Below are 23,287 nucleotides of genomic sequence, written 5' to 3' on the forward strand. Positions count from 1 at the left end.
GATTGCCTACAATTATTCAAAAACCGTTTTTAAGAATTTGTTCGAATTTATTTTTGCCAACACTATTACATTTCAATGCATCTATAAAAATAGAGTATACAAAGGAAATGAATTCAGAGAACGATACCTTGTTCAATCTTATAATGTTCACCATGATTTTTAACATAGATGGAATCATCCATATCCACCATTTTAACCCTAAAAATGTTTTCATATTAACGAGACGGTTTAAATAGTGTATATATGCTTTGCGAAGAATTTTGACACGATCCCCTTTAATACTGGCACCTACTTTATGATATATCAGAGAATTTAGATCGCATTTAATAATTTTGTTCATCTTTAGTAATCGTAGTGACAATTCGATATCTTCTTCACCGAAGAAAAATCTTTCTGTAAACATGCCGATATCAATAAATTCTTTTGTTCTAAACAGAATGCAACATCCAGTTGCAAAACTAATTTCAAATAAATTTTCTTTATTTTTTGTTTCTTTGGAGATTGAGTTTGCGTAATAGTACTTTCTATTACCATACTTAGATATTGTGCCGCCGCAATTCCATATGATATCTTTATTATAAAAATATCTTATTTGAGGAATCACTGTTAACAATATTGCATCTTTCTCTAGATCATTAATGAGTATATTCAAGAAGTCAGGCTCGACTTCTGTATCGTTATTTAAAAAAAGAACATATTTATATTTGAATAGGGCAGCCAAATACGCACCTGCATTGCAGCTTTTTGAAAAACCATAGTTAGTTTCAGCGCAAATTAGATAAATAACTTTATCATCTTTTTGGAATTTTTTTATGGACGTGAAAACAACATCATTTTCCATTGTCATGGCTGGAATTTCAGCACATAAATCATAATTTTCAAAATAATTCGAAAGGACATTAAACTGTTCTGGAGTAGAATCATTATCAATAACTACCAAATCAGTTGTTTTTCCTTCCAGGTTATTCATACTTTCAATACATGCTATAGTATCACTTGAACCATTCCAATTAAGAATAATTGTTGCGCAATTGTTTTCCACTTTTAGATCCTGAAAAGAGAACTGATAAAATAAATACGTATATTGGCGCTTCATAGGAGGCCAAATGGAAATAGTAATATTCAAACCATGAAAACATACCGAAACTTGTTATAAGCCAAAAAACATTGCACAGTATATAATTGCTACGATTTAAATATAAAAAAGCCTGCAAAAAAACTATAATCCCATAAAAGAAGAAGGATAAATAATTCAAATATATCCATAGGGTGCCAAACATTGTAAAAACATTGGATCCATTTGTAATATCATAATTTATGACAAAGTTTAATGGATTTATCGCTGACTCCATTGGATCGCCCGCGATGAAATTAATGATATTAACTAAGGGGAGAATCAGAACATACCAATGAGAAGTATCAGTGCTAACATTCGAATTGAGATACTCAGAAAATGCCCCAACACCGCTAAAAAGGTAGAACAGGAAATGCTGATATATTTGACCAAGCAACTCTATACTGTTTGCATCAGGGTTAACAATTGTAGTTTTGAAAAAATACACAAGAAAGAAAAAAGTAAATAATAAGAATGAAGCGAGTGAAGCGTAAAATATAAACTTCTTCTTATTTACATTATTATAATAGAGATAAGTCAAGAATAAGAATACTGTAGGAATCATTATCCAAGATTTAACTTGCTTAAGAAACAAACAAGAGAAGACTAAAATCAAACAAAACATGAATGTCCATTTATTAATTTTTTTATTTGCATATGATAAATAAATAAACGGAGGTGTGATCATCAAAAACACTAGGGCGTGCCCTACAAAACCTGAGGCCATTTTGGCCTCGAACTCTTCACTAATTATTCCATACTGTTTTGAATATAATGATGCAAAAAACAATATCGCCGAACTCAGAATGATCACAAAAAAACTAAAAATACCCGGCACAACTGGTGCTGAACGTTGAGGTAAAGAGTTGTTATAAATATTTCTCAAGCCAAAAACAGTTAATATTTCGATAAGCGAACCGAAAATCACAAAAATTGATAAGTATAAATAAACGTCGCCATTCAGTTCTTTAAATTTGAATGACGAACCAAATAGTTGATACAAAGAAATTATAATGAATATAGGAATATTTATAAGCGTATTGTATGTTAATCTTTTCCAAAAACGATACGTTATAGACGTAGAAAGAATAAAAGCCAAAGTATAAATGAAAAAAAACATGATTTACCTTACTTTGTTATTTAGCCATACTAATAACAAACAGTCAATGGTAGTTCTTATGGACCATGCTAATGCAGCGCCTATAATCCCATAGAAGTTGACGAGCATGAATAGAAGAGCAAAGTATGGCACAACTTCAGATAGGTGTAGAAATGCCGTAGTCTTAGATTTTCCTGCCGCTTGTATATCCGCAAATGGTATCTGCGCTATGCAGTTAAAAAAATAACCGACAATAAGAATTTTCAAAATCAATGATGGTGTACCAGAGAATTCAGAACCCATCCAAGTAACCATTATTTGTTCAGAAAAAATAAAACCCACCAAACAAAGAGGAAAAATAGCAGCAGCCATCAACGCATACGCTAATTTTTTTTGTTTATTTTTTTCTTTTTTTTCACTCAAACTGCTTAATTTTGGGAAAACAGCTCTCGATAGAGCTCCGGGAAATATAGATAACCGTTGGACGCCCTCAGATGGTGCAGTGTAGAAGGCAACATGAGCAGCACCGAGCACATTCGATATGAAGAAACGATCTAAATAAGCCATTAAAGGGCTAATTATATTACTTACAGTAATCCAACCACCATATTTCAATAACCTTGTAGATGTGTTACGGTCTAATTTTAATCCTGATGTTATTATATGATGCTTGCATGCTACAAATGTAATTATTATCGATAACAAACGAGCACCTAGCAAACCAATTACAGCATAAATTAATGAATTATTAAAAAAAACAAAAAATGCCGGCAACCCTACAATAAATGAGCTATTAAATGTCTTAATAAAATTAATCTTCTTAAACTGTTCATAGCCCTCCAATATTCCTAACCAAACTTGATTAAGTAAGAACAATGGTAGAGTTATACCAAGTATCTCAATTGCGTTTTTTGTTTCAACACGTAAACCATCCTTAATATTAAGGAAATTTACTATATTACCTGCTCCGAAGTAGATACATCCGCCCCCCAACAAACCAAGAACAGTAAGAATCAAGGTTGAATTAGATACTATTTTTTTCACTTCTTCCAAATTATCTCTATAAAACGAGATTTCTCTGATAACAGCTCTGGTAAGTCCTGCATCGAAAATACTCGCATACCCTACCAGAGCCGTAGCCAAAGTAAAAAGTCCAAATTTCTCTGGACCTAAATGTCTAGCAAGATAACCTAAAGATGGAATAGCTATCAAAGAAGGTATGATATAACCACTAAGATTCCAAAATGTGTTTTTTATTAAACTCACAAGAATTCTCTTAATTAAAGATTAGTTATCTTTTTTGCGTTTTTATCTTTTTCTGACAAGATTGGATACTCTTCAATTGGCCAATTTATTGAAAGCGTCTCATCATTCCATAACAATCCGCGGTCACTTTCTGGATGATAATAGTTTGTTGTTTTATAAACAAACTCAGCCATATCACTGATCACTAAAAAGCCATGAGCAAACCCTTCAGGGATCCACAACTGACGTTTATTCTCAGCTGAAAGATTCACCCCAACCCATTTCCCAAAAGTAGGCGAAGATTTGCGAATATCAACTGCGACATCAAATACTTCCCCTGCAACACAGCGCACCAGTTTGCCCTGTGCATAGGGTTCCAGTTGATAATGCAAACCACGCAGAACTCCTTTGCAGGATTTTGAATGATTATCCTGCACAAACTCAACTTTACGACCTACCGCCTCTTCAAAAATTTTCTGACTGAAACTTTCAAAGAAAAAGCCACGATCGTCACCAAATACTTTTGGTTCAAAAATTAATACATCTGGTATATCAGTTTTAATTACGTTCATGTCTTAGTAACCTTTAATCATCTTCAGCAGGTATTGGCCATATGCATTTTTCTTCAACGGCTCAGCCAGCTTCTTTACCTGCTCCGCATCAATAAACCCTTTGCGATACGCAATCTCTTCCGGACAGGAGACCTTCAGCCCCTGACGCTCTTCAATTGTTGCGATGAAGTTACTTGCTTCAATCAGGCTCTGGTGCGTACCGGTATCCAGCCAGGCATAACCACGTCCCATCATGGCAACTGACAGACGTCCCTGCTCAAGATAAATACGGTTGATATCCGTAATTTCAAGCTCACCGCGCGCAGAAGGTTTCAGGTTTTTAGCCATTTCTACAACGTCGTTATCGTAGAAGTAAAGGCCCGTAACGGCATAGTTACTCTTAGGCTCCAGCGGCTTTTCTTCCAGGCTGATTGCCGTACCGTTTTTATCAAACTCCACAACGCCATAGCGTTCAGGGTCGTTAACGTGATAGGCAAATACAGTTGCACCATCATCTTTATTCAACGCAGCTTCAAGCTGCTTCGGCAGATCATGGCCATAGAAAATGTTATCGCCCAGCACCAGCGCGCAGCTATCGTCACCAATGAACTCTTCGCCAATAATAAAGGCCTGTGCAAGTCCATCAGGGCTTGGCTGAACTTTATACTGAAGGTTTAATCCCCACTGGCTGCCGTCGCCCAGAAGTTGTTCAAAGCGCGGAGTATCCTGCGGCGTACTGATGATGAGAATATCTTTGATCCCCGCCAGCATCAGTGTTGACAGCGGATAGTAAATCATTGGTTTGTCATAAATTGGCAGCAATTGCTTGCTCACTGCCATAGTAACTGGGTAGAGACGAGTGCCGGATCCACCAGCAAGAATAATACCTTTACGCGTAGCCATTGTAATTTCTCTATAAATGCAAAATGCCCGAAGCCGGGCAATTATTTAATGTTAGATTGATTCAGCGGAAAAAAGCTCGGCGAGCATTCGCTTAACGCCAACATCCCATGCCGGTAAAACCAGGCCAAAGTTGCGCTGGAATTTCTCTGTATTTAAACGCGAATTCTGAGGACGACGCGCAGGCGTAGGATACGCGGTGGTAGGAACGGCATTGAGCTTTTCAATTTCCAGTTCAATCCCCGCCTTTCTGGCTTCATCGAAGACTAACGCGGCATAGTCATACCAGGTGGTCGTGTCTGATGCAACGAGATGATAGAGGCCAGCCACTTCAGGTTTTACCATGGCCACACGGATAGCATGCGCGGTACAGTCAGCCAGTAACTCAGCGCCTGTTGGCGCACCAACCTGATCGTTGATTACGGAGAGTTCTTTACGCGCTTTCGCCAGGCGAAGCATTGTTTTTGCAAAGTTATTGCCTTTGCCGGCGTAAACCCAACTTGTGCGGAAAATCAGGTATTTAGCGCAATGTGCCTGGAGCGCTTTTTCACCGTCGAGCTTGGTCTGTCCATACACATTAAGAGGTGCGGTCGCATCCGTTTCGCGCCATGGCGTTTCGCCATCGCCTGGAAAGACGTAATCAGTAGAATAGTGAACAACCCAGGCACCGATTTTAGCCGCTTCTTTCGCAATTGCCTCGACGCTGGTTGCGTTGAGCAACTGAGCGAATTCCTGCTCTGATTCAGCTTTATCGACTGCGGTATGCGCCGCTGCGTTGACGATGACGTCAGGTCTGATGGTGCGGACGGTTTCAGCGATGCCTTCCGGATTGCTAAAATCCCCGCAGTATTCTTTGGAATGCACGTCAAGTGCAATCACGTTCCCTAACGGTGCGAGTGCGCGCTGTAGCTCCCAGCCCACTTGTCCTGTCTTGCCGAACAGAAGAATGTTCATTATTGACGTTCTCCGTAATTCTGTTCGATCCAGGTCTTGTAAGCACCGCTTTTAACGTTGTTAACCCAGTCCTGGTTGCTCAGATACCATTCCACGGTCTTACGGATACCGCTTTCGAAGGTCTCTTCAGGCTTCCATCCCAGCTCAACGCCAATTTTATGCGCATCAATCGCGTAGCGGCGGTCATGCCCAGGGCGGTCAGCGACGTAGGTGATCTGATCGCGATAGGAACCTTCTTTCGGCACGATTTCATCCAGCAGATCGCAAATGGTGTGTACCACATCCAGATTCTGCTTTTCGTTATGCCCACCGATGTTATAAGTTTCACCCGGTTTACCCTGGGTTACGACGGTGTACAGCGCACGCGCATGATCTTCAACATACAGCCAGTCACGGATCTGGTCGCCTTTACCGTAAATAGGCAGCACTTTACCGTCCAGAGCATTCAAAATCACCAGCGGGATCAGCTTCTCAGGAAAGTGATACGGCCCATAGTTATTGGAGCAGTTGGTCACGATTGTTGGGAAACCGTAAGTACGCAGCCATGCGCGAACCAGATGGTCGCTGGAAGCTTTTGAGGCAGAATAAGGGCTACTTGGCGCATAGGCGGTGGTTTCAGTGAACATCGGCAAATCGATTGAGGCTGGATGCTCGTCAGGGTGCGGTAAATCACCGTACACTTCGTCCGTAGATATATGATGGAAACGGAACGCTTTCTTCGCGGTATCATCCAGTGTTGACCAATACGCGCGAGCCGCCTCGAGCAAGACATAAGTGCCAACGATATTGGTTTCAATAAATGCAGCCGGACCTGTGATGGAGCGATCAACGTGGCTTTCTGCCGCCAAGTGCATTACGGCATCCGGTTTATGCTCAGCGAAGATACGGTCCATAGCAGCTTTGTCACAAATGTCCGCACGCTCAAAGACATATCGACCGCTATCGCTAACGTCAGTAAGCGACTCAAGGTTACCAGCATAGGTGAGCTTATCCACATTGACGACGTCGTCCTGGGTATTTTTGATAATATGTCGTACCACCGCTGAGCCGATAAAACCTGCTCCACCCGTCACAAGAATTTTCACGTTATCTGTTCCGTCTATTGAATATGTCGAGATATTGATGCCCTGAAACCAGCCATATAACCGTGGATTCAGAAATTTTGCACGCTACCGCCCCTGGCTTAACAGCTACCAGTGCACTGAGCGAATGTTGAATAAAGATTTTGGGAGTCTGATAACAGACAAAAACTGGCGTTAATTGTCATCCTAAATGGTCTTAGAAACAAGCACAAATCGTTACAAATCAGTCCACATTTGAATCAGATAACCCCATGTTATCATTATAATTAATAACAAAAAACGGCAGTCACCATTTTGGTTATGTTTTACATAGCCAAATGATAACTGCCGCTTATTCAAAAGACAGAGAGGAATCAGTCGTTAGCCAGCAACTTCTCAATCCGGCTTCTGAACTTCGCCCCTTCCTTCAGGTTACGCAGCCCATAGTTCACAAACGCCTGCATATACCCCATTTTCTTACCGCAGTCATAGCTGTCACCCGTCATCAGCATCGCGTCAACAGACTGTTTTTTCGCCAGTTCAGCAATCGCATCGGTCAACTGGATACGGTCCCAGGCACCCGGCTCGGTTTTTTCCAGCTCGGCCCAGATATCCGCGTTGAGAACATAACGGCCAACGGCCATCAGGTCAGAATCCAGCGTCTGCGGCTGATCCGGTTTCTCGATAAACTCAACGATACGGCTCACCTGCCCTTCCGTCTCCAGCGCTTCTTTAGTCTGGATAACAGAGTATTCGGAGAGATCGCCTTTCATGCGCTTAGCAAGCACCTGGCTACGACCCGTTTCGTTGAAGCGCGCCACCATTGCCGCCAGGTTGTAACGCAGCGGATCGGCAGATGCGCTGTCGATAATGATATCCGGCAGAACAACGATGAACGGATTGTCACCCACGACCGGGCGCGCGCAAAGAATGGAGTGGCCCAGACCCAGCGGCTGCGCCTGACGCACGTTCATGATGGTTACGCCAGGAGGGCAGATAGACTGCACTTCAGCCAGCAGCTGGCGTTTTACGCGCTGCTCAAGCAACGCTTCGAGTTCGTAAGAGGTGTCGAAGTGGTTTTCTACCGCATTCTTGGAGGAGTGCGTAACCAGGACGATTTCTTTGATCCCTGCAGCAACAATTTCATCGACAATGTATTGAATCATCGGTTTGTCGACAATCGGCAGCATCTCTTTAGGAATGGCTTTTGTGGCTGGCAGCATATGCATGCCCAAGCCTGCTACCGGAATGACTGCTTTCAAATTAATCATTATTTCTTCCACCTTAAAATGGTTGACGAATTATAGCTCTTTAACCTGTTTTCGCCAGCATGATTTGCCGTGATTCGTATATGATGTTAGGGGACCACATCACAAAAAACAGTAGTTGTAATCTGAATAGATCGCGTTTCTGTGCCAGGAATAGTCGCAAAAAAAGACAATTGTCGATTATCTGTGCGGGAGCGCAAAATTCAGCCGCTCCGTATTCACCACCTGCTGGTCCACGCGGTCAATATCCACGGAGCTCTGCCCTTTCTCATTCACAGCCTTGATGTTCGCCAGCGACAGTAAGGTCTCATCTTTAGCCATAAACTTGCCTCGGACATCCTTACGCAGGTCGAAATTCATCTTCAGCGCCGGGCCGACGGCAGCTTCCTGCATCACGTTGATATTACGCAAGAAGAGGTGCTGCGGTTTGTTGTGCAACTCAAGCGTAGCCCGCTGCATCTCAACGTTGGTGATGGCCACGAAGGAGGTGGCGTTGCCGGAGGAAATTTGTATTCCGCGCAGTTTGTACGCAAGCTGGCGATTATCCAGGCGAATGTCGTTCAGCTTAAAGTTCTGAGGTATCGAGAGATAGTCGCCCTTTATTACACCGTAGCCGATCAGCATGCCGGCACTATTGACCATATCGACATTATCAATAATGAAATTATCACAGCCATAAATGGCTACCGTGGCGTTGTCTATTCCCGCCTTCTTGCTGAAGTCAGGAGTGATATTCTTGGCCTTAATATTGCGAATAATAAAGTGCTTACCGTTTTCGACGTGGACTAACTGACGACAGTTGCTGCCGGTGATATTTGCCACCACGAAGTTCTTCACGGTTTGCTTTTCCGGATAATCGTTGTCGTAGGTGCTGCCGGCGAGACCAATGCCGATGCCCCAGTTGATCTTGCCGTTCGTACAGTTAATGTTGTCAATCACATGATCGGAGATCAGGATGTTACGGTCATTAATGGCGACGTTCCACTCAATCGCGTCGCCCTGGAGATGGCTGAATTTACTGTTAGTGATGCGCGCGCCATCTATCTGATTATGGAATCCCTGGCGCAGGATGGCGTAGTTCGCCTGGCTTACGCTGATGTTATCAATCAGCAGGTTGCGCATGACGCGCGGCTTTTTGCCGCCAATGTAGATCTGCGTCACCGGTCCAAAGCCGCTCATTGCCAGCCCTTTAATCACACAGTCTGAACCGCGAATGTCCAGCGTAATGTTCTCCGTGCGGCCGTCACCTTCACCAATCACTTTACTGCCTTCCTGCAGCACGAAGCGTCCGCGACCATTGCCCGTTAACGCACCGCGGATCAGCAGCGTTTTACCGTCAGGAATGAAAATGCCCGTATTGATGTTTTTACAGGTGAGCCCGGCAGGGACAACAACGGTGTCGCCTTCGTTAAACGCCTGCTTAAAGGCGGCGATCCAGTCGTTGTTATTGTACTGGTTAACAGAGACCGTCTTTCCGGTTGCCGCCCGCGCAATGCGGGACGACAGCAGCGGCGTAGCCGCCAGGACGGATAAAGAAGAGACAAAGGTGCGTCGGGTAATCTTTTTCAGCATACAACCTCGGCGTTACAACGTTTGCAGCAGGCTCGCTAACTGGCGATTAATCACCTGCTGGTTAAAATCTGCTTCAACTTTTTGTCGGGCGTTGTGGATAACGGGCTCCAGCGCCTGTTGGTCGATGCCGCTAAATTCGGCTAAACGATCCGCAAGGGCCATCGCATTATTCTCCGGTACCAGCCAGCCGGAGTAATCAGACTTGATTAACTCCGGGATCCCGCTGTGCAGGGTCGACACCACCGGAATACCGACGGCCATCGCCTCCATTAACGCAACCGGGATCCCCTCCATATCGCCATCGGCGCCGGTCACGGAAGGCAGCAGGAATACATCCGCCTCATCCAGCATGGCCTTCACCTCGTGGCTTGGCTTAAAACCTGGCATCTCCACGTAATCTTCCAGCTGATACTGTTCGATAAGCGTGCGAAGACGACGCTCCCACGGGCCAATACCGAGAATGCGATAGCGGAAATCCACGCCGCGCGCTCGCAGCTGGCGGCAGGCTTCGATGGCGACGTGCAGACCTTTTTTCTCCGTCAGACGCGCAACAGAGATTATCTGCAGCGGTTTTCCCGGCACCTTGACCGGGCGGCGAGTAAAGCGCTCTAAATCCACGCCCATACGCGAAACGGTTATTTTTTCCTGCGGACAGCCCATGTTTTTCAGACGCCCGGCCCACAAGTCGCTGATGGGCAGCATCATGTCGCCACGGCGGAAAAGCTGCAGATACTCCGGCGTGTAGTGGTTCAATACCTCGCGGCTGGAGATGTCGATACCGTGGAAGATGGTCGCAATTTTACCGTCAATCACCCCCAACTCACGCAGTTTGGCGGCGGTCACGCCCGCCGGGCCAAAGTGAGCAATAAACACATCGGCGCGGTACGGCTGCGCCGTTTGACCACAAATGGCGGACAGGATCAGGTTGCGAGATTCCGCGCCATAGCGGGAAACATTCAGCGCGCGCCAGGTCGATGCACGATGGATCCCGCGTAAGGTCTGGCTGGCCCGGTGGCGCAGCTTATTTACTCTTCCTGAGGGCTCGTCCTGCAGCCAGCGGGTTTTCGCCTCCAGTCCATACTGCGTATACGCCGCATGGGTATTTTGTGTATCGCCCTTTTGCAGGGCGATGATCTCCACGTCGTATCCCATATCGATAAACGCGGTGATTTGGTTCAGCACAAAGGTTTCAGACGACAGCGGAAATTTCAGTAAGAAGAAACCAACCTTCATTTCCCCTCCCGGACGCGGTCGAGCACCGATTTCACCATCCCAATTCCCTTCTCGCGCTCGGCTTTCACCGCGACGGCCAGGCGTTCATTGATGGCAGGCAGTTGCCCCAGGGTATCGCCCACCATCGCGCCAAGCGAACCATCCAGCAGATGACGAATATCAACGGCCATTTCAGGCATGCCAAGCTGCTGCATAATGCCGGCTGACTTGTGCTCGTAGTTAATCGCAATGGCCGGCGTGCCAAAGTTCATCGAAATGATCGCCGAGTGCAGACGCGTGCCCACGGTGAGGTCACAGGCTGAGAGCAATTTGCCCATCTCGAGGTCGTTCAGTTCGTCCATCACCACGTGATAACGGGACGGATCGTTTACCAGGTTACGCAGGTTCAGCGCCACCATGCGGTCATCTTTGTTATAGCTGTCGATGCCGGTACAGGTTGAAAGCGCCAGCACCTGGTATCCGCTGTCCAGCACGCGGTTAACCACGTCAGCAAACGCTTTCTCATACGCCGCCTGGGTGGTGCCTAAACGTTTATCAAACGGTGCAAGTTCGCGCAGGGTGATGGCGACCGTTTTCTGTTTCCCCGCCACGTCCAGCCAGTGCTGCACTGCGTAGCTCGCCTGGAAACTGTCGTCCTGATGATCCACCAGCCAGGCGGTGTCCACCCCGTGTTCCACTTTCGTAGTGTCAATCTCGCTGCGTTTCATCATATCGAGGCTTACCGACTCACGCAGGATCAGGGCATCGCAGTGGCCGAAGACATAGTTTGCCAGCTGGTTAAACTGCGGATCCTGGAACGGCCCGACGCTGTGACCAATCATAAACAGCGGTTTTTTCGCCATGAATGTGCAGAGTGCGTGCTCAAACTGCGGCACACCGTAAAGATCGACGAAGAACGATCCGCCGACCTGAATAATGGCGTCGTAGCCCGACAGCAGTCGAACGAAATCCGTGAAGCCCTGAGCAATGGCGATGTTACGCAGCTTGCCGGTATCAGTTACACGGGACAGCAACACCTGGTGCTGATAGCGACGGCGCAGAACTTTCTTCACGCGTCCCATCACGCCGGCGGCGTTGTTGTGCTGCTTCATCTGGCTGTAGAGCGGGTCGCCCATGACCGGGCGGTTCAATAACCAGGAAGAGCTGACCGGATAACGGCTCATCACGTCCACTTCAGTCTCAGGCTTAAGGGTGTTAATCGCATCCAATAAACCGCGCAGAATGGCGCTGTCGCCACGGTTGCCGCAGGTATGGTTGCCAAGAATAAGTAATTTCATAATGGCCTCTTAAATAACTAGCCTGCGCGAAGCAGCGTTTTCATTTTTTCATTACGGCAAAACTGGCGCTTCATCTCTACCACCAGCGCATTACGTGACAGCACAATCATCACGCCAAACGCCAGTGCACCTGCTGCGACCTGTATTGCCAGCATGGCCGCGAGCGGCAGATGGCCAGTGAGCACGATGCCCAGGCCATAGCTCACCGCAAGGGTAGGCAGTGACAGATAAAACGGCAGCCACAGGCTCAGAATGTACTGCCGGTAGCTGGAGCCCAGCACCGGCTTGATCATCACGAAGTAGCTCAGAACGGTGTTGATGATCTGCACCAGCAGAAAACCAAGCGTGACCCCAATGGCACCGGCCATATGTCCACCGACGATAATCGCCGGAATAAACAGGAACGTTTTAAACACGTTGAATTTGAAGCTGATATCAACCCGCGCTTTAGCCATCAGCAGTGAGCCAATCGGGTTGCCAACGGATCGCAGCAGCCCCACCACGCACAGCAGCTGCAGGATCGGGATAATGCTGTTCCACTTCTCGCCAAACACCAGCGGCACGAAGTTGCTCGAGACCACCATCAGCCCCAGCAAAACCGGGAAATTGATAATGCCCACCACAGAGAGCAGCTTGTAAAAATTAACGCGCAGCTTCTCGGTGTCGTCCTGAATTTTGGCGAACGCCGGGAACAGTACGCGGGTGATAATCGGGTTGAGCTTCATTGGTGGTACTACCGCGACGTTGTACGCCAGGTTGTACCCGCCCGCGACGCTCGCGCCGAGGATGCGTGCCAGCACCAGCGTGGAGAGGTTGGTGTTGACATAGTTGATGATGCTGTCGGCGGTGAGCCACGCGCCAAAACGCAGGTTGGATGACACCGAAGCGAGAGAGAAATGCAGCCCAGGACGGTAAATCTTGCGGCCAAAGTAGCCGAACAGCAGCGTACGCACGGCAGAGTTAACCAGATATCCGAGGATAGCGGTCATGGCCAGCGGCCAGAAATGGGCGCTGACCACGGTAAAGGTAAACCCTGCGAGAACGGCGCTGGTCTCGATCATCCCAATCTTGTTGAATTCCAGCTCTTTCTGCATCAGCGCGCGGAACTGTTGCCCGTGCGGGATCACCACAAAAGCAAACGAGAGCGTACGCATCAGCGGTGCCAGATCGGGGTTGTGCAGCACGCTGGCGATGGTATCGCTCAACAGGAACACCAGCACGAAAACGCCCCCCCCAACCCAACGTTCAGCCAGTAGAGCGTGGTCAGTTCCAGATGGCTGATCTCTTTGCGCTGGATAATCGAGTTAGCAATGCCGAAGTCAGACAGCGTATCGGCCAGCGCGATAATCACCAGCGAGACGGTCAGCAGACCGAACTGGTGGTTATCGATAATGCGCGCCAGCACCGTCATCTGCACCAGGCCGAGGCCAATGATGACAATGGTCGCCATCGCTGACCATTTGGCGCCGCTGATGGTTTTTTCACGTAAGCTCATCTTAGTACGCCGCTTTGTTCACGAAACCTTTGAAGATGGTCAGAAAGACGATCTTGATATCGAACCAGAGGCTCCATTCACGGATGTACTCCAGGTCGAATTCGATGCGTTTTTCCATTTTTTCAAGCGTGTCGGTCTCGCCGCGCCAGCCGTTGATCTGCGCCCAGCCGGTAATGCCTGGCTTCACTTTATGGCGCAACATGTAACCTTCAATCAGCGAGCGGTACTGTTCGTTGTGAGCCACGGCATGGGGACGGGGTCCGACAATCGACATGCCACCGGTAAAGACGTTGATAAACTGCGGCAGCTCATCCAGCGAGGTACGGCGCAGGAAGTTCCCCACCCGCGTAACACGAGGATCGTTCTGCGTCGCCTGGGTCACGACCTTGTCGTTCTCCATCACCTTCATTGAGCGGAATTTCCACACCATGATAGGCTTACCGTCCATGCCGTAGCGGGTCTGACGGAAGATAACCGGGCCCGGGGAGCTCAGCTTCACCGCCAGAGCAATGCAGCACAGCACCGGGGAGATCAGCAGTAAGATCAGTGAAGAGAGCACGATATCTTCCAGGCGCTTGAGCACGCGGTTGATACCCGACAGCGGGGTGTCATACAGCGGCACGACCGGCACGCCGTTCACTTCTTCAATACGGGAGTGGAGGATGTTAAAGGTAAAGACGTCCGGGATCAGGATCACCGAACAGGTGGTATCGGCCAGTTCACGCATCAGTTTCTTAATGCGGGATTCATCTTTCATCTGCATCGCGATGTAGACGTTATGAATTTTGCCGGCTTTCGCGTCCTCAATAAGCTGTTCGTAATTACCGGCCCAGTCTGAAGGCACGCCGCCAGGCTTCGCGTCGTGATAAATCCCGACCACTTCAAAACCTAACCATGGCTCTTTGCGGAAGCTATCGAGAAGCACCTTCCCTACCGGCAAATCCCCCGCCACGGCGACAAAGCGACGGTTATAACCGCGGTTACGCAGCCAGCCGGCGCCAAAACGGATCAGGGTGCGGCATACCACCATGCCGACGCTGGTAATCAGGTACCAGCACAGATACGTCACCAGGCGATTATCAAAATCATGGCTGAATGCCACCAGACCTGCACTGAAGATCAGGCTTAATGTCCAGTTCTGCAGCAACAGCATCAGTTCGGTGGTCATTTTCACACCACGCCACGAACGGTAGAAGTCGGTCATCCCCCCGATCATCTGGAACACAACCAGCGCAATCAGCGCCATGAGCAGATGCATGTAGAAGAAGGATTGCCCGCTTACCCAACTCACCACCCATAATCCGCCGACCATGATGGTGATATCAGAAAAACGCTGCACCATGGAGATTAACGATGCATTCGTTCTCGCTCGTTCGCGTTTTTTTAGATTCGTCATCGTTGTTCCTTTAGTTCAACACCTGCCCCCTCACCCCACATCAGGGTGAGGGGGAAAGCTATTTACTGATTCAACAGCGCCAGAATGTCCTTCGTTCGCGCTTCCATCAGCGCTGTATCCGCGCGGGATTCCACGTTCAGGCGCACCACCGGCTCGGTATTTGAAGAGCGCAGGTTAAAACGCCACTGCGGGAACGCCATGCTGATGCCGTCGGTACGGTCAATTTCCAGCGCATGGAGGGCAAAATGCTGCTCCACGCGGGCAATGGCCTCGGCCGGCTGCGCCAGTTTGCTGTTGATTTCGCCACTTGCCGGGAAGGCCGCCATGCGGTCGCGTACCAGCTCGCCAAGGGTCTGCCCTTTCAGACACAGCAGCTCGGTCACCAGCAGCCACGGGATCATCCCGCTGTCGCAGTAGGCAAAGTCACGGAAATAGTGGTGGGCGCTCATCTCGCCGCCATAAATGGCGTCTTCTTCGCGCATACGCTCTTTGATGAAGGCATGACCGGTTTTGGACATCACCGGCTGGCCGCCCGCGGCGTTCACCACATCCACGGTGTTCCAGGACAGACGCGGATCGTGAATGATCTTCGCGCCCGGGTTCTTCTCGAGGAACGCTTCCGCCAGCAGGCCGACAATGTAGTAGCCTTCGATGAACTGGCCTTTTTCGTCGAACAGGAAGCAGCGGTCGAAATCGCCGTCAAAGGCGATACCCATATCGGCACCGTGTTCGATGACCGCGTTACGGGTGTCGTCGCGGCACTCCGGCAGCAGCGGGTTAGGAATACCGTTCGGGAAGTTGCCATCCGGGGTGTTATGGACCTTAACGAAGGTTACCGGCACGTTCAGGGCCTTAAAGCGGGCTTCGAGCGCATCCACCACCGGGCCGGCCGCGCCGTTACCGGAGTTGATCACCAGCTTCAGCGGTTTCAGGTTTGCAACGTTGATGTAGCCCAGCAGGTGGTCGATGTATGCTTTACGCAGGTCGATCTGCTTATAGCTGCCGCGTTTTGCTTCATTCACCGGCGGGAAATCGTTAGCTTCGGCGAGACGCTGCACGTCACGCAGACCGGTATCGCCGCTGATAGGACGCGCGCCCTTGCGCACCAGCTTCATACCGTTGTAGTCCATCGGGTTATGGCTGGCTGTCACTTCGATACCGCCGTCCACGCCGAGGTGGAAGGTGGCAAAGTAAATCTCTTCGGTGCCGGACAAGCCGATATCCAGCACGTCCACTCCCGCATCCTGCAGCCCTTTTGCCAGCGCCAGCTTCAGGGACTCACTGGTCAGGCGCACATCGCCGCCCAGGACAATCGTTTGTGGCTTAAGATATTCGCCGTATGCGCGGCCAATGCGCCACGCAATGTCTTCATTCAGCTCTTCGCCCAGCTTGCCGCGAATATCGTAGGCTTTAAAACAGGTTAATTTTTCCATGATGACCCCTTTTTCAGGCAACAGTTGGCCCGCCCGATTAACAGGCAAATTTGTTTTTATTCATTCGCAGGCCGGATGCGCGAAACGCTATCCGGCTTTAGAGACGGCGCTATACCCGCCCGTAACGGTCCTGGAAACGGACAATATCGTCTTCTTCCAGGTACGAACCGGAGCGCACTTCAATTAAGTCGAGAGGAATTTTCCCCGGGTTTTCCAGACAGTGCGTGGCCCCCAGCGGAATATAGATTGACTCGTTTTCGCCCAGCAGTTTCACTTCGCCATCAATCGTGACTTTGGCGGTACCCGCCACCACGACCCAGTGCTCGGCACGGTGGTGGTGCATCTGTACCGACAGCCCCTCACCCGGTTTCACGGTGATGCGTTTCACCTGGTAACGTTCACCGGCATCGATGGAGTCATATTTGCCCCACGGACGATACACTTCGCGGTGGATATGGTGTTCATGGCGACCATCGGCCTTGATCTTCTCCACCACTTTTTTAACGTCCTGCACGGCATTACGGTCAGCAATCAGCACGGCGTCTTTCGTCTGTACGACCACCAGATCCTTCACGCCAACTGTGGTCACCAGACCGGACTCGGCGTAGACATAGCTGTTTTCCGTTTTGTGGCTGATAACATCACCGTGGTGGACGTTACCCTCCGGGGTATGGGCGCTGATCTCCCACAGGGAGGACCAGGAGCCAACATCGCTCCAGCCCGCATCCATCGGTACCACAACGGCATCGGCCGTGCGTTCCATTACCGCATAGTCAATTGACTCTTCCGGGCAGGCGAGGAAAGACGCTTCGTCAACACGGATAAAATCGAGATCCGGATCCACTACCGCCATCGCTTTCTCGCAGGCGTCCAGAATATCCGGGCGATATTTGCGCAGCTCTTCCAGGTAGCGGCCAGCGCGGAACAGGAACATCCCGCTGTTCCAGTAATATTCACCGCTGGCCACATACGCCTGCGCGGTTTCCAGATTCGGTTTTTCGACAAACTGCGCCACGTCAAACGCTACGCTGTCGCCTTCGCCCGGGGTCACATTGCCACGACGAATATACCCGTAGCCGGTTTCCGGCAGGTCCGGCACGATGCCGAAAGTCACCAGTTTGCCGTTTTCGGCGTAAGGAATAGCCGCGCGTACCGCCTCGCGGAACGACTCTTCCTGTTGAATAACATGGTCTGCCGCCAGAACCAGCATCAGCGGATCGCAATCCGGGCTGCTGCGTTTGGCCGCCAGCGCCGCCAGCGCAATCGCGGGGGCGGTGTTACGTCCGGCAGGCTCCAGAATGATATTTTCTGTGAGTTTGTTCAGCTGGCGCAGCTGCTCGGCGACAATAAAGCGGTGTTGTTCGTTACAAATCACCACCGGGCTTTCACACTCCACACCCTGCAGGCGGTTAACCGTCGTCTGCAGCATGGTGAGCTCCCCTTTCAGGCAGAGGAACTGCTTTGGATAGAGCACGCGGGACAGCGGCCACAACCGGCTACCAGAGCCACCTGCCATCACAACCGGATACAAAGTGGTTTGACTCATGATTTATCCCCGTATATCTGCAATAAATTGGCTCAGCACGTTCTCTTTCTCGAGCGTGCGTTCGGCATATTCACGTGCCACCGTGTTCGTTTTTGGCATGGCAAGTGCCCGTTCAATGCCAGTGACCAGCGCCGGGACCGATTCCGGCTCCACGCAAACGGCGATCCCCGGATAGCTGTCGCACAGCTGGCCTAATTCTGTTTCGGCTTCCGCCGTGATCACCGCGTTACCGCCCACTGCCAGAATGTTGGTCAGCTTGGACGGCAGCACCGCGTCTGCCGCGCCGCGCTTTTGTACTACCAGATGGCAGTCGCCCATCTTCAGCAACGCAGGCAGTGCCTCGTAAGACTGAAGCGGGAAAAATTTCACGTTCGTCAGGCCGCGTTCGTTGGCCATTTTTTCCAGTCGCGCTTTTCCGCCGCCCTGCCCGACGATGACAAACATCCAGGGTTGATGGCTCAGTTGCTGTGCGGCGTCGATGACGCTCTCCAGCCCCTGCTTCTCGCCGATGTTGCCTGAGTAAAGAATGATTTTTTGGTCGTCAGGCAGACCGAGCTGAGCGCGTAGCGCCTGAGCGTCACTGTCTGTTACGTCGCGAAAACGCGCCACTTCAGACCAGTTGGGGAAAAAGATCACTTTTTCCGCCGGTACGCCCTTCTCCTGCGCTTTGTTCATCATTGAGCGCGAGATGGTCGAGACATAATCCACGTTATGCAGGCCGCTGCGCTCGAAGGCGCTGGCGAGTTTCGCCACCTTCCCGCTCTTACCTTTGCCGGCCATTCCCAGGCCGAGCATGGCGTCCACTTCATAATCCTGAATGTGAAGCAGCGTGCGCGCGCCGGAGAGTTTGCCCAGCAGGCGCATGCCTGGGGTGCAGAACAGCGTTGGCACCACACCGATAATGCGATCCGGCTTCCAGCGACGTTGCGCCATCAGCGGGAAGAAACTGCTCAGGGCAAAGCTGCCCAGATGAAGTAACCGCTTCAGCGTTGAGGGCTGTTTCGGCACGTACAGCGGGCAACGCCAGACGGTCGCGGCACCCTCTTCGCGACGGTAGCGCCAGCCTGAATAGCGCTCACCTACTTTCCATTCCGGGTAGTATGGCGGCGCGGTAATGACCCGCACGTCATGTCCCTGGCTCGCCATCCACTCGACCATTTCGCCGGTGTATTTACCGATTCCGGTTAACTCCGGCGAATAGTTGATTCCGTACACCAGAATTTTCATAAGCCCGGCACTCCGGACTGACGATCGGCCAGGAAATAGGCACGACTGTTGTCATGCACATTGTCACTGGCCAGCAACGCCTCTGGCGTCTGCCAGCGGTAGTCGTCATGCTGAGAATCAGGCAGACGCAGGTCTGCCTCACTCACCTTCAGGCGAAAACCGAGCACCACATAGTGCGTGGTGAAACCGGTGCCCGAAAAGTTATCGTCATAGAAGTGCTGCCAGACCCCGTAAAACTGGCCTGCCGCCATCGGCAGTTGCAGGCCCAGTTCCGCCAGAGTGAGACGCTCAAAAGCATTTTCCAGCGTCTCATCCTTCTGCACGCGCCCGCCGGGCACGAACCAAAAGCCCTGTGCAGGACGGTTGGTTCGTTTTCCCAGCAAGAACTCGCCGCGTTCGTTTTCCACCACCAAATCAATTGAGATGAGCGGAGTGGAACGCACTACCGTGGCAAAATCTTCCTGACTTAAAAACATCATTACCCCCGGAAGCGGTGCTGGTTTTCAAGGAACCACTGGTAGGTGCTTGCCAGCCCCTGCTCCAGTGATACCTCGTGATACCAGCCCAGCTGATGCAGACGGGTCACGTCCAGCAGTTTGCGCGGCGTGCCGTCCGGTTTGGTGGCGTCAAAGACCACGCGGCCTTTGTAACCCACCACCTGCGCGATGGTTTGCGCCAGCTCGCGAATGGTGCAATCCACGCCAGTACCGACGTTAATGTGCGACAGCATCGGTTCGGTGTTTTCCTGCCACACCTCACGATCCAGCTCCATTACGTGGATGCTGGCAGCCGCCATGTCATCCACATGCAGGAATTCACGCATTGGCGTCCCGCTGCCCCACACCACCACATCCGGTGCATTTTCGGCCGTTGCCTCGTGGAAACGACGCAGCAGCGCCGGGATCACGTGTGAATTGCTCGGGTGGAAGTTGTCATGCGGTCCGTACAGGTTGGTCGGCATCACCGAACGATAGTCGCGGTTATACTGACGGTTGTAGGATTCGCACAGCTTGATCCCGGCAATCTTGGCAATCGCATACGGCTCGTTGGTTGCTTCCAGCGTGCCCTGCAGCAGTTCGCTCTCAGCGATCGGCTGCTTCGCCATTTTCGGGTAGATACAGGATGAGCCGAGGAACAACAGCTTATTCACGTTGTGCAGATGCGCTGCGTGAATGATGTTGCTCTCAATCATCATGTTCTCGTAGATGAAATCCGCCGGATACGTGTTGTTGGCAACAATGCCGCCCACTTTCGCCGCCGCCAGATACACCTGGTCAATACGTTCACTGGCGAAGAAGTCCTGTACCGCTTTGCTGTCGAGCAGGTTCAGCTCGTCACGGGTACGGACAATCACATCGACATCACCGCGCTGTTCAAGCTGGCGAACAATCGCGGAACCCACCATTCCGCGATGACCCGCGACAAAAATACGTTGTTTTGTCATTCTCAGGACTCCAGCGCGATGGCAACCTCGTAGCCATGAGACTTGAGCAGGGAGTGTTTTTTCGCTGCTTCAAGATCTTTGGCAACCATCTCGGAAACCATCTCCTGCAGAGTCGTTTCTGGTTTCCAGCCCAGTGTTTCGTGTGCTTTGGTTGGGTCGCCCAGCAGGGTTTCCACTTCAGCAGGACGGAAGTAACGTGGGTCAACCTGTACAATCACGTCGCCCGGTTTCACGCCCGGTGCGTCATGGCCCGTTACGGAAACCACGATGCCTTTCTCTTCCACGCCGGTACCTTCGAAGCGCAGTTTGATACCCAGCTGAGCGGCAGCCATCTCAACGAACTGACGTACGGAGTACTGCACGCCGGTTGCGATAACGAAGTCTTCTGGTTTTTCCTGCTGCAGCATCATCCACTGCATTTTTACGTAGTCTTTGGCATGGCCCCAGTCACGCAGGGAATCCATGTTGCCGAGGTGCAGGCAAGATTCCAGACCCTGTGCGATGTTAGCGATAGCGCGGGTGATTTTACGGGTAACGAAAGTTTCACCACGACGTGGGGATTCGTGGTTGAACAGAATGCCGTTACAGGCATACATGCCGTAGGATTCACGGTAGTTCACGGTGATCCAGTACGCGTACAGTTTCGCCACGGCGTACGGAGAACGTGGATAGAACGGGGTAGTCTCTTTCTGAGGAATTTCCTGCACCAGACCGTACAGCTCAGAGGTGGATGCCTGGTAGAAACGGGTTTTCTTCTCAAGGCCGAGGAAGCGAATCGCTTCCAGCAGACGCAGCGTACCCATTGCGTCAACGTCAGCGGTGTATTCCGGAGATTCGAAGGAGACCGCAACGTGGCTCATCGCGCCCAGGTTGTACACTTCATCCGGCTGCACTTCCTGCAGAATACGGGTCAGGTTGGAAGTATCGGTCAGGTCGCCGTAGTGCAGATGGAATTTCGGGTTCGCCGCATGAGGATCCTGATAAATGTGATCCACACGTTCGGTGTTGAATGAAGAAGCACGACGCTTAATACCGTGTACTTCATAACCTTTTTCCAGCAGCAGTTCTGCCAGGTAAGAACCATCCTGTCCGGTAACGCCGGTGATGAGAGCGACTTTAGACATGTTTATATTCCTCTACTTATGAATTTAATCAGTTTCAACGCGTTCGCGTATCACCACTGCGGGGTTGCCACGGCAAATTTTATTTGCCGGTAGCGATTTAAAAACGCTGCTGCGGGCACCGACTACCGTGCCATCGCCAACAGAAACACCAGGTGCAACAAAAACATCTGTCGCCAGCCAGCATTTTTCGCCAATCACAATCGGAGTGGCGGTAATATCAAAATGCTGACTCATAAAATCGTGACTGCCGGTGCACAAATAACACTTCTGTGAAACCACTGAATTTGCGCCAATCGTAATATCGCCAAGGGTATATAACACCGCGTCATCCCCTACCCACGCATAATCCCCAAGCGTTAATTTCCACGGGTAGGTAATTTTTACCGACGGGCGAATGACTACGTTTTTTCCGATTTTTGCGCCAAACAGTCGCAATAAAAAAGCTCGCCAGCGGTACAGTATTTGCGGTGACCAGGCAAATAAGGTGGCCTGTACGGCCCACCACAACTGCACTTTAATACCGCTCCCGCCCCGAAAGCCTTTCGGCACGGAGAAACCTTTAAGATCCTGCATTACGTTTCCTTATATTCAGGCTTTGTTATATAAGGTTTTCGTTTTATCGGTGGTACGCAGACGTAATAAATAAGATAATTCCGCCCAGAACCCCGGCACGCCTAATATTTTACGCTGCACATTTCTGGCATCCTGGCACAGTTCCAGATTATTAGACGTTGACACGCCGCCCATTGAAAATTCAGATACCAGCCCTTTAATTCGACGGAACGGGTAACCTGATTTATACAGGCTGGCAGTCAGCGCATAATCTGAAGAAACTTTATACTGCAGATCGTAAGGCTGTTTTTTCAGACCTTTTACCGGGAAGAAAATGGCCTGATGGCTGGCAGGCAAACTGTGGTAGATATACCAGCCGGGTTTCGCACTGCGGCAAACTTTATGGCCATCGCCAAAATCGAGCAGCGCGTCGCCAATGTACATCGCATCCTCTTTCTGGCGCGCCAGCTGACGGGCAAATAACGCCACATCCTCATGGAATACGTCACCGGAATTCAGGAAGATGGCATAACGGCCTTGCGCCATGTCGATGCCTTTATTCATCGCATCGTAGATGCCTTTATCTTTCTCGCTGATGAAACGTAAGTTGAACTCACCGTTGAGTTTTTCCAGAAACTCCGCCGTACCATCGTTCGAGCCGCCATCGACCACAATCCACTCAAAGGTGAGGCTTGGATCGCGCGCCAGGTTGCGCAGCGAGCGCCAGGTTTTTACCACCCCTTCGTAATTACGAAAAGCGACAGTAATGACGCTAAGAAACATAAATCACCTCATT

General features: G+C 50.2%; 20 protein-coding genes and 1 pseudogene. All 21 read right to left on the bottom strand.

Going from position 1 to position 23,287, the window contains the following annotated elements:
• Positions 1-16 precede the first annotated feature (16 nt).
• The 21 genes and pseudogenes from ACMGG3_RS10645 to wcaE all read right to left on the bottom strand — a co-directional run bounded on the left by ACMGG3_RS10645 (position 17) and on the right by wcaE (position 23,274).
• Positions 17-1,042, bottom strand: coding sequence for a glycosyltransferase (locus tag ACMGG3_RS10645; RefSeq protein ID WP_414149881.1), 1,026 nt, complete (start codon positions 1,040-1,042; stop codon positions 17-19).
• Complete coding sequence (locus ACMGG3_RS10650; RefSeq protein ID WP_014170803.1) at positions 1,011-2,234, bottom strand: DUF6337 family protein; 1,224 nt, start codon at positions 2,232-2,234, stop codon at positions 1,011-1,013. Before ACMGG3_RS10650 ends, ACMGG3_RS10645 begins: the two co-directional genes overlap by 32 nt.
• A 3-nt stretch (positions 2,235-2,237) precedes the next feature.
• Positions 2,238-3,479, bottom strand: a complete 1,242-nt coding sequence (locus ACMGG3_RS10655; RefSeq protein WP_047366477.1) for a flippase — start codon at positions 3,477-3,479, stop codon at positions 2,238-2,240.
• Between the two features lie 14 nt (positions 3,480-3,493).
• Positions 3,494-4,030: a dTDP-4-dehydrorhamnose 3,5-epimerase gene (gene rfbC, locus ACMGG3_RS10660; protein ID WP_047366478.1), complete on the bottom strand. Its 537-nt coding sequence runs from the start codon at positions 4,028-4,030 to the stop codon at positions 3,494-3,496.
• 3 nt (positions 4,031-4,033) lie between these two features.
• Positions 4,034-4,912 (bottom strand): glucose-1-phosphate thymidylyltransferase RfbA, encoded by an 879-nt coding sequence (gene rfbA, locus ACMGG3_RS10665; protein ID WP_014170805.1) that lies wholly within the window; start codon positions 4,910-4,912, stop codon positions 4,034-4,036.
• A 51-nt stretch (positions 4,913-4,963) separates the two neighbouring features.
• Positions 4,964-5,863, bottom strand: a complete 900-nt coding sequence (gene rfbD, locus ACMGG3_RS10670; protein ID WP_014170806.1) for a dTDP-4-dehydrorhamnose reductase — start codon at positions 5,861-5,863, stop codon at positions 4,964-4,966.
• Entirely contained in the window at positions 5,863-6,948 is a 1,086-nt protein-coding gene (gene rfbB / locus ACMGG3_RS10675; RefSeq protein WP_014170807.1) for a dTDP-glucose 4,6-dehydratase, read from the bottom strand. The genes rfbD and rfbB overlap by 1 nt, the downstream gene beginning before the upstream one ends.
• A gap of 350 nt (positions 6,949-7,298) precedes the next feature.
• Positions 7,299-8,195, bottom strand: a complete 897-nt coding sequence (gene galF, locus ACMGG3_RS10680; RefSeq protein WP_414149882.1) for a GalU regulator GalF — start codon at positions 8,193-8,195, stop codon at positions 7,299-7,301.
• Positions 8,196-8,372: 177 nt separating this feature from the next.
• Positions 8,373-9,764: a colanic acid biosynthesis protein WcaM gene (gene wcaM, locus ACMGG3_RS10685; protein WP_025203690.1), complete on the bottom strand. Its 1,392-nt coding sequence runs from the start codon at positions 9,762-9,764 to the stop codon at positions 8,373-8,375.
• Between the two features lie 12 nt (positions 9,765-9,776).
• Complete coding sequence (wcaL, locus tag ACMGG3_RS10690; protein WP_414149883.1) at positions 9,777-10,997, bottom strand: colanic acid biosynthesis glycosyltransferase WcaL; 1,221 nt, start codon at positions 10,995-10,997, stop codon at positions 9,777-9,779.
• Positions 10,994-12,274, bottom strand: a complete 1,281-nt coding sequence (gene wcaK / locus ACMGG3_RS10695; RefSeq protein ID WP_414149884.1) for a colanic acid biosynthesis pyruvyl transferase WcaK — start codon at positions 12,272-12,274, stop codon at positions 10,994-10,996. Before wcaK ends, wcaL begins: the two co-directional genes overlap by 4 nt.
• 17 nt (positions 12,275-12,291) lie before the next feature.
• Positions 12,292-13,769, bottom strand: a pseudogene (gene wzxC, locus ACMGG3_RS10700) (colanic acid undecaprenyl disphosphate flippase WzxC).
• Position 13,770: 1 nt separating this feature from the next.
• Positions 13,771-15,165 (bottom strand): undecaprenyl-phosphate glucose phosphotransferase, encoded by a 1,395-nt coding sequence (gene wcaJ, locus ACMGG3_RS10705; RefSeq protein ID WP_014170813.1) that lies wholly within the window; start codon positions 15,163-15,165, stop codon positions 13,771-13,773.
• A 62-nt stretch (positions 15,166-15,227) separates the two neighbouring features.
• A complete protein-coding gene (gene cpsG, locus ACMGG3_RS10710; protein WP_032680630.1) occupies positions 15,228-16,598 on the bottom strand; it encodes a colanic acid biosynthesis phosphomannomutase CpsG in 1,371 nt (456 codons plus the stop codon).
• A 109-nt stretch (positions 16,599-16,707) separates the two neighbouring features.
• Entirely contained in the window at positions 16,708-18,144 is a 1,437-nt protein-coding gene (cpsB, locus tag ACMGG3_RS10715; RefSeq protein ID WP_014170815.1) for a mannose-1-phosphate guanyltransferase, read from the bottom strand.
• A gap of 3 nt (positions 18,145-18,147) precedes the next feature.
• Positions 18,148-19,371: a colanic acid biosynthesis fucosyltransferase WcaI gene (gene wcaI, locus ACMGG3_RS10720; RefSeq protein ID WP_014170816.1), complete on the bottom strand. Its 1,224-nt coding sequence runs from the start codon at positions 19,369-19,371 to the stop codon at positions 18,148-18,150.
• Positions 19,368-19,847: a GDP-mannose mannosyl hydrolase gene (locus tag ACMGG3_RS10725; RefSeq protein ID WP_072126435.1), complete on the bottom strand. Its 480-nt coding sequence runs from the start codon at positions 19,845-19,847 to the stop codon at positions 19,368-19,370. Before ACMGG3_RS10725 ends, wcaI begins: the two co-directional genes overlap by 4 nt.
• Positions 19,848-19,849: 2 nt before the next feature.
• The gene (gene fcl, locus ACMGG3_RS10730) at positions 19,850-20,815 is read right to left on the bottom strand and encodes a GDP-L-fucose synthase (protein ID WP_014170818.1); all 966 of its coding nucleotides are present in this window, start codon (positions 20,813-20,815) and stop codon (positions 19,850-19,852) included.
• 2 nt (positions 20,816-20,817) lie between these two features.
• Positions 20,818-21,939, bottom strand: a complete 1,122-nt coding sequence (gmd, locus tag ACMGG3_RS10735; protein WP_014170819.1) for a GDP-mannose 4,6-dehydratase — start codon at positions 21,937-21,939, stop codon at positions 20,818-20,820.
• 24 nt (positions 21,940-21,963) lie between these two features.
• Positions 21,964-22,512 (bottom strand): colanic acid biosynthesis acetyltransferase WcaF, encoded by a 549-nt coding sequence (gene wcaF / locus ACMGG3_RS10740; protein ID WP_020883264.1) that lies wholly within the window; start codon positions 22,510-22,512, stop codon positions 21,964-21,966.
• 15 nt (positions 22,513-22,527) lie between these two features.
• Positions 22,528-23,274, bottom strand: a complete 747-nt coding sequence (gene wcaE, locus ACMGG3_RS10745) for a colanic acid biosynthesis glycosyltransferase WcaE (protein ID WP_410384310.1) — start codon at positions 23,272-23,274, stop codon at positions 22,528-22,530.
• Positions 23,275-23,287 lie beyond the last annotated feature (13 nt).

It is taken from the genome of Enterobacter sp. BNK-18 (genome assembly GCF_047456135.1).
GTDB lineage: Bacteria > Pseudomonadota > Gammaproteobacteria > Enterobacterales > Enterobacteriaceae > Enterobacter > Enterobacter ludwigii.

Coding starts and splice junctions, on each gene's coding strand:
- wcaL (WP_414149883.1), bottom strand. CDS start 10,997: ATGAAGGTTGGTTTCTTCTTACTGAAATTTCCGCTGTCGTCTGAAACC.
- galF (WP_414149882.1), bottom strand. CDS start 8,195: ATGATTAATTTGAAAGCAGTCATTCCGGTAGCAGGCTTGGGCATGCAT.
- rfbA (WP_014170805.1), bottom strand. CDS start 4,912: ATGGCTACGCGTAAAGGTATTATTCTTGCTGGTGGATCCGGCACTCGT.
- rfbC (WP_047366478.1), bottom strand. CDS start 4,030: ATGAACGTAATTAAAACTGATATACCAGATGTATTAATTTTTGAACCA.
- wcaF (WP_020883264.1), bottom strand. CDS start 22,512: ATGCAGGATCTTAAAGGTTTCTCCGTGCCGAAAGGCTTTCGGGGCGGG.
- fcl (WP_014170818.1), bottom strand. CDS start 20,815: ATGACAAAACAACGTATTTTTGTCGCGGGTCATCGCGGAATGGTGGGT.
- wcaK (WP_414149884.1), bottom strand. CDS start 12,274: ATGAAATTACTTATTCTTGGCAACCATACCTGCGGCAACCGTGGCGAC.
- wcaJ (WP_014170813.1), bottom strand. CDS start 15,165: ATGACGAATCTAAAAAAACGCGAACGAGCGAGAACGAATGCATCGTTA.
- wcaE (WP_410384310.1), bottom strand. CDS start 23,274: ATGTTTCTTAGCGTCATTACTGTCGCTTTTCGTAATTACGAAGGGGTG.
- wcaI (WP_014170816.1), bottom strand. CDS start 19,371: ATGAAAATTCTGGTGTACGGAATCAACTATTCGCCGGAGTTAACCGGA.
- ACMGG3_RS10650 (WP_014170803.1), bottom strand. CDS start 2,234: ATGTTTTTTTTCATTTATACTTTGGCTTTTATTCTTTCTACGTCTATA.
- cpsG (WP_032680630.1), bottom strand. CDS start 16,598: ATGGAAAAATTAACCTGTTTTAAAGCCTACGATATTCGCGGCAAGCTG.
- ACMGG3_RS10725 (WP_072126435.1), bottom strand. CDS start 19,847: ATGTTTTTAAGTCAGGAAGATTTTGCCACGGTAGTGCGTTCCACTCCG.
- gmd (WP_014170819.1), bottom strand. CDS start 21,939: ATGTCTAAAGTCGCTCTCATCACCGGCGTTACCGGACAGGATGGTTCT.
- wcaM (WP_025203690.1), bottom strand. CDS start 9,764: ATGCTGAAAAAGATTACCCGACGCACCTTTGTCTCTTCTTTATCCGTC.
- rfbD (WP_014170806.1), bottom strand. CDS start 5,863: ATGAACATTCTTCTGTTCGGCAAGACAGGACAAGTGGGCTGGGAGCTA.
- cpsB (WP_014170815.1), bottom strand. CDS start 18,144: ATGAGTCAAACCACTTTGTATCCGGTTGTGATGGCAGGTGGCTCTGGT.